The organism is Mesorhizobium sp. M1006 (assembly GCF_040318825.1).
Classification (GTDB): domain Bacteria; phylum Pseudomonadota; class Alphaproteobacteria; order Rhizobiales; family Rhizobiaceae; genus Mesorhizobium.
The window spans coordinates 44,635-50,634 of the sequence record NZ_JAMYMZ010000039.1 but is presented as its reverse complement, the minus strand read 5'-3'; the positions used below and the strand labels follow the sequence as shown (position 1 = coordinate 50,634).

At 60.4% G+C, this 6,000-nt stretch carries 4 protein-coding genes and 1 pseudogene; all 5 read right to left on the bottom strand.

Going from position 1 to position 6,000, the window contains the following annotated elements:
- Window positions 1-83 precede the first annotated feature (83 nt).
- Window positions 84-230: pseudogene (locus tag NKH60_RS26780) on the bottom strand (AGE family epimerase/isomerase); the annotation flags it as partial.
- 906 nt (window positions 231-1,136) lie between these two features.
- Window positions 1,137-2,696, bottom strand: a complete 1,560-nt coding sequence (locus NKH60_RS26775) for a family 16 glycosylhydrolase (protein WP_352873969.1) — start codon at window positions 2,694-2,696, stop codon at window positions 1,137-1,139.
- Window positions 2,697-3,693: 997 nt separating this feature from the next.
- The gene (locus NKH60_RS26770; protein ID WP_352873967.1) at window positions 3,694-4,605 is read right to left on the bottom strand and encodes a glycosyltransferase family 2 protein; all 912 of its coding nucleotides are present in this window, start codon (window positions 4,603-4,605) and stop codon (window positions 3,694-3,696) included.
- A 214-nt stretch (window positions 4,606-4,819) separates the two neighbouring features.
- Window positions 4,820-5,566, bottom strand: coding sequence for a glycoside hydrolase 5 family protein (locus NKH60_RS26765; RefSeq protein ID WP_352873965.1), 747 nt, complete (start codon window positions 5,564-5,566; stop codon window positions 4,820-4,822).
- A 79-nt stretch (window positions 5,567-5,645) separates the two neighbouring features.
- Window positions 5,646-5,918, bottom strand: coding sequence for a hypothetical protein (locus NKH60_RS26760; protein WP_352873964.1), 273 nt, complete (start codon window positions 5,916-5,918; stop codon window positions 5,646-5,648).
- Between the last annotated feature and the right edge of the window lie 82 nt (window positions 5,919-6,000).

Sequence of the window (6,000 nt, the reverse complement as noted above, 5' to 3'; positions counted from 1 at the left end):
AAGAAAGCTTGACCCCAGCACTCCGGTGCTCAGGTTCTCCTGGCTGCCGGATGCGCACGTCTGCGGTCTTCACCGGATGCGTACGTCGGGTCAGCCACGCTGCCGTCGGAATTAAGGGTGCGCACCCAGCCACCGCGATCGGTACGGCCGTGTCTGGCGATGAACTCGATGCCATGGTCGATGAGCTTGTCGGCCGGTCCAGCCCAGCCGCGTTCTTTGGCCACCGCGAACCGTCAGCGCTTGTATTTCCCAGCAGAACGAGGTCGGTTTTAGGGATCGCGACGAATTCAGCTGCGGCAGCCTGTATCAAATCAACCGGGTGAGAGGCCTCGCGGGGTCAATAGTTTGCCAAATCGGCATCACCTGCAAGCATCGGTGTTTATTGCGCGGGGGAGGGAGCTCGGACACCCGTCAACCGCTCCGATTTGCGACTGATCTCGGAGGGATGGTGTAGTACCATTCCGGATGGAATGGGTCGCCCGCCTTTAGATCGTCGAACGCCTCCATCTCGGCATCGCTCACTTGATACCTTTCGTCAGTCGCGCATCGACTCTGCTCCCAGCTTCAGGCCCATGACTGCGATCAGCTCGACCATGCCTATGCGATCGACAAGGCGCCGTCCACGCCAGGTTTGCATGATGTGGCAGACCAGGGTTGTTCGATGTTGCTCCACATCTGCCCCGCGGACAGGATCCAATGTGAAGCGCGAGGCCTGTCGGGCGAGCCCCTTGGACCGCTCCACCCAACCGTGCCACGATCTTGACCGACGCACCATAGACCGCGCCGCAAGGCTTGGGAGAGACGTCCCTCGATGACCGAAAGACCAGTTCCTCTCGCGGCCACGGCGTCAGACAGGCATTCTTGTGGATGTACATTCGGACCCTCCGGTGAGTGCTGAAGCTTGGTAACTCCAGTCTCCTCGGTTCGGTCCGAATGGACAGCCTACAGAAAGCTCACAACTAGAGCCTGTTCCATCCCGATGCCATCGGGATGGAACTCGATCTCTTTTGTTTGAGCATGATCTTCTCCGAAAACCGGCTGCCGTTTTCGGTCGGGATCATTGCGAGGTGCTGTCTATCCATTCATTGTTTGTCACGGCAGCCCCTCGCGGGATGTTATTTCCCTGCCTAGGTCCTTCAGGTCACATAAAATGAGGCTGCGGTGAGCGAGAGATGTGGGGAAAGGGTGGCGAACTGTATTTGAGATACGCCGCCAGCCCCGTCACTGTCGAAAGAGAGCGCCCCGGTTTCACTGTTGTAGATGATATGATCGGAACTGTCATGCGCGGCTGCACCAACAAAGAAAGCTTTGGATGGAAGCCCTCCCGGCTGAAGGCCGGCAAAAACGGTATCGCTGAGATGGAACGTGTCCTGGGAGCGCTTGAAGTCGGTGATCTTATCGACATTGCCGGCTCCAAGAGCAGTATTGAACGAGAAGGCATCGTGGCCTCCGTAACCGGTCAAGACGTCGGCGCCGAGCCCGCCGTTGATGACATTGTTGCCGGCATTGCCCTGGATGGTCTGGCCGAACTCGTTGCCGGTGAGGGTTATCGCCTTCGTGTCGGACGGGTTGTTGGTGGCGAGAAGCTCGATCTCCGAGCCGGCCGAAAGCGCATAGCTCACCGAGGCGAGCACACTGTCGTTGCCGCCGCCCACCGCTTCAACCACCTTCTCGTTGGCATTATCAACATAGTAGGTGTCGTTGCCGCCATAGCCGATCATCGTGTGGCCGCTGGTTCCGTGCAATATATCGGCGCCGCTGGTGCCGTATAAGGTGCCATCGCTGGTGCCGTCGGAAGGAGGGACAGTCCCGGTCCCAGTCCCAGTCTCGGTCCCGGTCGAGCCAGTGCTTGGGGGAGTGATGTTCGCACCCGTGACGGTGTCGCCGCTGCCTGCCTTTTGATAGAGCTGAACCTCATCGATCTGCATCTGCATCGACGAAGGGGTCGAACTGTCCAGAGTCGTATGCCATCCGCTCGCGCTCGAATTCGCGACCTGATTGCTCATGATCAATTCCATCGGTTCATTCGGAATCGGCGCCTGCGCGCTGGTCACTTGCCCGATCTGTTTCCCATCGAAATACCAGGTGATCGACTGACCAGGCACCCAGTTGATGGCGTACGCGTGGAAGCCGGCCGTGAGATCAACACCCGCGTCGGTGACACCGCCGAACGTCCCCGACGGTGTGTGAATGTGCCAAGACAACGCTTGATTTGCCGGCCCCGAACCTTCGGTAAATCCACCCTCCTGCATATCGATCTCGAAATTATCGCCGCTGCTGCCCGCGCCTTGGCCGGGCATCATCCAGAGGCCCCCCCACGCGCCGTTGCCGCTCGGCGGCTTCATGCTGATCTGAAGATAGCCACCGTCGAATTCGAAGTTGCCATAGCTGCTGACGGCGCCGGACGTGACAGGGAATGTCTGTGCAGACCCCTGAGCCACCCCGTTGACGGGCACTTTGATTGCCGTGAGATTCAACAGCCCGTTGCTCACCGTATCTTGGCTCGGCATATCGTATTCGGCATTAAACTGGTTGCCCATCCCACTTCCGCCCGATCCATTGCTGTTCCATGGCCAGCCGTTGGCGGCATTGCTGGTGAGATAGGTATGCCAGGCGCTGTCGAGCGCCGTACCGGAGAAGTTTTCCTCGAAAACGAGGTCGCTAGAGGCAAAGCCTGCGGGTGCGGAAAGAGCCATTCAGTGATCCTTTTTGGCGTTGAAAACAGGGAATTCCACTGCCGCGCATCGCCAGGCGCGCGACATATCGCATGCTCGCAGTTGGGCACTGCGAACGGATTTCAAAGCAGCGGAGATTTGGAAGTCGTCGCCACAGACATTCTTGTCGAGCGAGCTTAACGTTGAACTCGCCATCGAAGGTGAGTTGTGTCGACGGGAATGCTCATCAGGCGCTCCCCCGTGAAACCATGAACGGTGTCGCTGCCGACGCCCGCAAGGTGTCCAACGGTTCGAGCCGCGGCCAGAATGAAGTCGAGCGCAGCTCTTCCGGCGGATGCACCGCCAAGCTTGCTGTTTAGCATGAGCACTGTAGATCCTTAGTTAATCGCGTTTTTTTTGTTCTTCATTCCACCCGCGCCCCTAAGTAAAACGCAGGCATTTCCGCTGTCCTGAGTTGTTCACACACCGTCCCTTCGTGAATTGATCATTCGAGGACGATGTACGGAACCCCAGCGACCCTACCGCCTTTTGCGGCGAGAATGAGGCTGGGTAAAAACTTATCAACACTTCTCATACAGGAGGTGCGGTTTGTCGAAATAGCGGAACGTCGCGCTACGGGCGTGAGGGCGCTTCGTCGCCGCGGGGCGGCCCCGCGGATTGTCAAATTTGAACTGCGCAACCGGTCGCCAAAGCTCCAGCTTGTGGCCGTCTGCTAACCGCCTGGCGTGCTCTTTCGCCGGGTCGTGGTCTGCGCAAGCATGGTAGACCCCGCCCACAAGCTGGCCGTGTTCGTCCAGAACGTAGACACGATAATGCGGCATCGCTTGTCCCGACCGGCGACGGCATTCTAACGGTCAGCCTCGCTGTGGAACGTCGAAATTTGCTTCCCTATGAGTCACATGCGATGGGCCGCTTGCCGGGTGAGGGTGCACGAAAATCGCCGGATCATGCGCTTTGGCAGATTGACGCTCTAGATATCGCCAGCGCCGGCGGTCAACAAGGCATCTGCGAGATTTTCCTATCGGCCAAACCGCTTGCCTGCAATGCCTGCATCGGCGCCGGCTATGCTCTCCAGCCTCGGACCCGTGATAGCAGATGCTGTGACAAGGCCTCGGCGGCCCCGCCGAGGCGCATCGTGGCATAGGCGAACGAAGTAAGGGCAAAGCCAGCCATGATCGCTCCGGCCCGCCGGGCAGCCAACCTTGCCGCGCATGGCCGCCGTCAGGTCGCTCGCCACGGCGCGCGGCAGCACCTCTCGGACGTAGCACCCTTCGGCTCCGAGGCCGTCTTTGGACCCTGCGAGACGCCCCAACACTGCCTTGGCGGTGCCCTCGACGAGGCAGCGGTGGACGAAGTATTTCCCCGTGGTGCGCTGGACCGGAACAGCGTGCAACACACGCGCCGCTGGCCGATACGCCCAATAGCCTCCAGGGTATAGACGGACGGCCCGAATGCAGAATTCCGTCTCCTCCCAGCTCTCAGCCTTACCGCCGATCCTTGCTCGGCCGCTGACGGAGAACCCGAGCTTGCGGCGCCCGAGACCGGGCGCGAAGCCACCGGCGCGCCGCAGCACGTCGGCGCGCACCGACATGTTGGCCCCGATCGGGTTGCGGATGCGCCCGTCCCGCACGTGCATGCCGGCGTAGGTGCAGCCCCCCACCCAGTGGAACTCGACGGGAAACCAGGAGGGCGGCGGCACTTGCCACAGCCGCTCAACCGGGCCACCGGCGCCCAACACGGCTGGATCCCGATAAGCAGCCAACAGCTCCTCCAGCCAATGAGGGTCGGCGACGGCGTCATCATTGAGGAAGGCGATCACCGGTGCCGTGCTGTATTCCGCCCCTGTCATGCGCCCGCCCGACAAGCCGGGTTGTCTGGCATTGGCCAGGACGGTCACGCCGGCAATCTCGCGCGCGGCGCGCTCTAGCAAGGTTGTTGTCCACGACCACAACAATTTCACGCGGGGCAGGCGTTTGGTTGCGGACGGACCCGACGGCACGGTTCAACTCTTCCCAGCGGTCCGGAGTGTGCGCGCAGATCACGACGGAGGCTTCGGTCATGGGCTTCCCGGACGGCTTTTGAGGTCCGGCGGGTCTCGCGGCTCTGCGCCGCCCGGGCCGTTGCGGCTTTGAGGATGTTCCAAATCACGCTTCAGTCATTGCGGATATCGAACTGGTCGTATTCGTCGGCGGGATAGCGTCCGCTGTCCTGCCGCGACGCCACCTGCCACACGATCCAGCCAGCGCACCTGGGATCGCGGGCGAGCGCATCGAGCCATATGGCGTAAGCATCGGCGGAGTCCCGATTAGAGCGGCATAGCCGAATTCCTCCAGAAGGACCGGCTTATTGGCTCGGGCCGCCAGTTGGCAAAATTCGGTAATCTGGTCGTCAAATTGCTGGACTGTGAGGTTGTAGTAGAGCGGGTAGCCGTGCCAGGTCCCGAAATCGAGAGTTGGGATCGTCAAATCGGACAGCTTCTCGGAAACGTTGGCGTGCCCTGAGCTGACAAGGTGATTGGAATCGAGGGACTTCACGTAGGCCGACATTTCGGCAGTCCAAGCCAGCCGCAAAGCCTCTGGGCGCGCATTACCTTCGTTCGTCAGCTCCCAGGCCATGATCGTTGGATCGTCCCGGTAGGCAAGTCCGGTTAGCAGGTTGACGCGCTGTACGACGTGGCGGACCCAGGTCCTGTAATCCCGTTTCGTCCGGGGGTCATCAAAGAAAAACGTGGACTGGTCTTGGCTCCCATACCAAGCCCGCATCTGCTGGGCGCCACCCGTGTAGGCCCAGAAATCCAGGAAGGCGATGATGAGCCTGAGGCGTCGCTTGCCGGCTTCGGCGACTAGGAAATCAATCTTCTGCATCCCGTTCGCGCCGTCATTGATCGCCATTCCGTTCTCGCCAGGGTCCCAAGAGAGAGGTACATTCCTCTCACCGCGAGATCGCTAGCATCGGCCTCAAGCCGCCAGTTCAGATCGTAGCAGTGCTTCCGTCGAGCGATCCGATCACTGGCTGGAGGAAGATACGAACCACGTTGGCCCCCATGGCCATCGCGTCATCGAGAACGCGGATGACTTCGTCCTGCGACCCGAAAGTAACATGGTGGTTGTTCACGCCGGTCACAAAAAATGGCCTGCCGTCGACCGTAAACGCGGTGCCGGAAGTCCTGATGAAGGATGCTGACGGCAAGTTGTCCGCGGCGCTCACGGCTGCCGGAATAAACAGCAACGCGAACACCAGCACACGCAGTCCGGCGTTGCGCAGCCCGTTTTTCGCCCGTTGCCAGCCAATTACATGGACCAGTTTGAGAGTTCAAGTCACACAA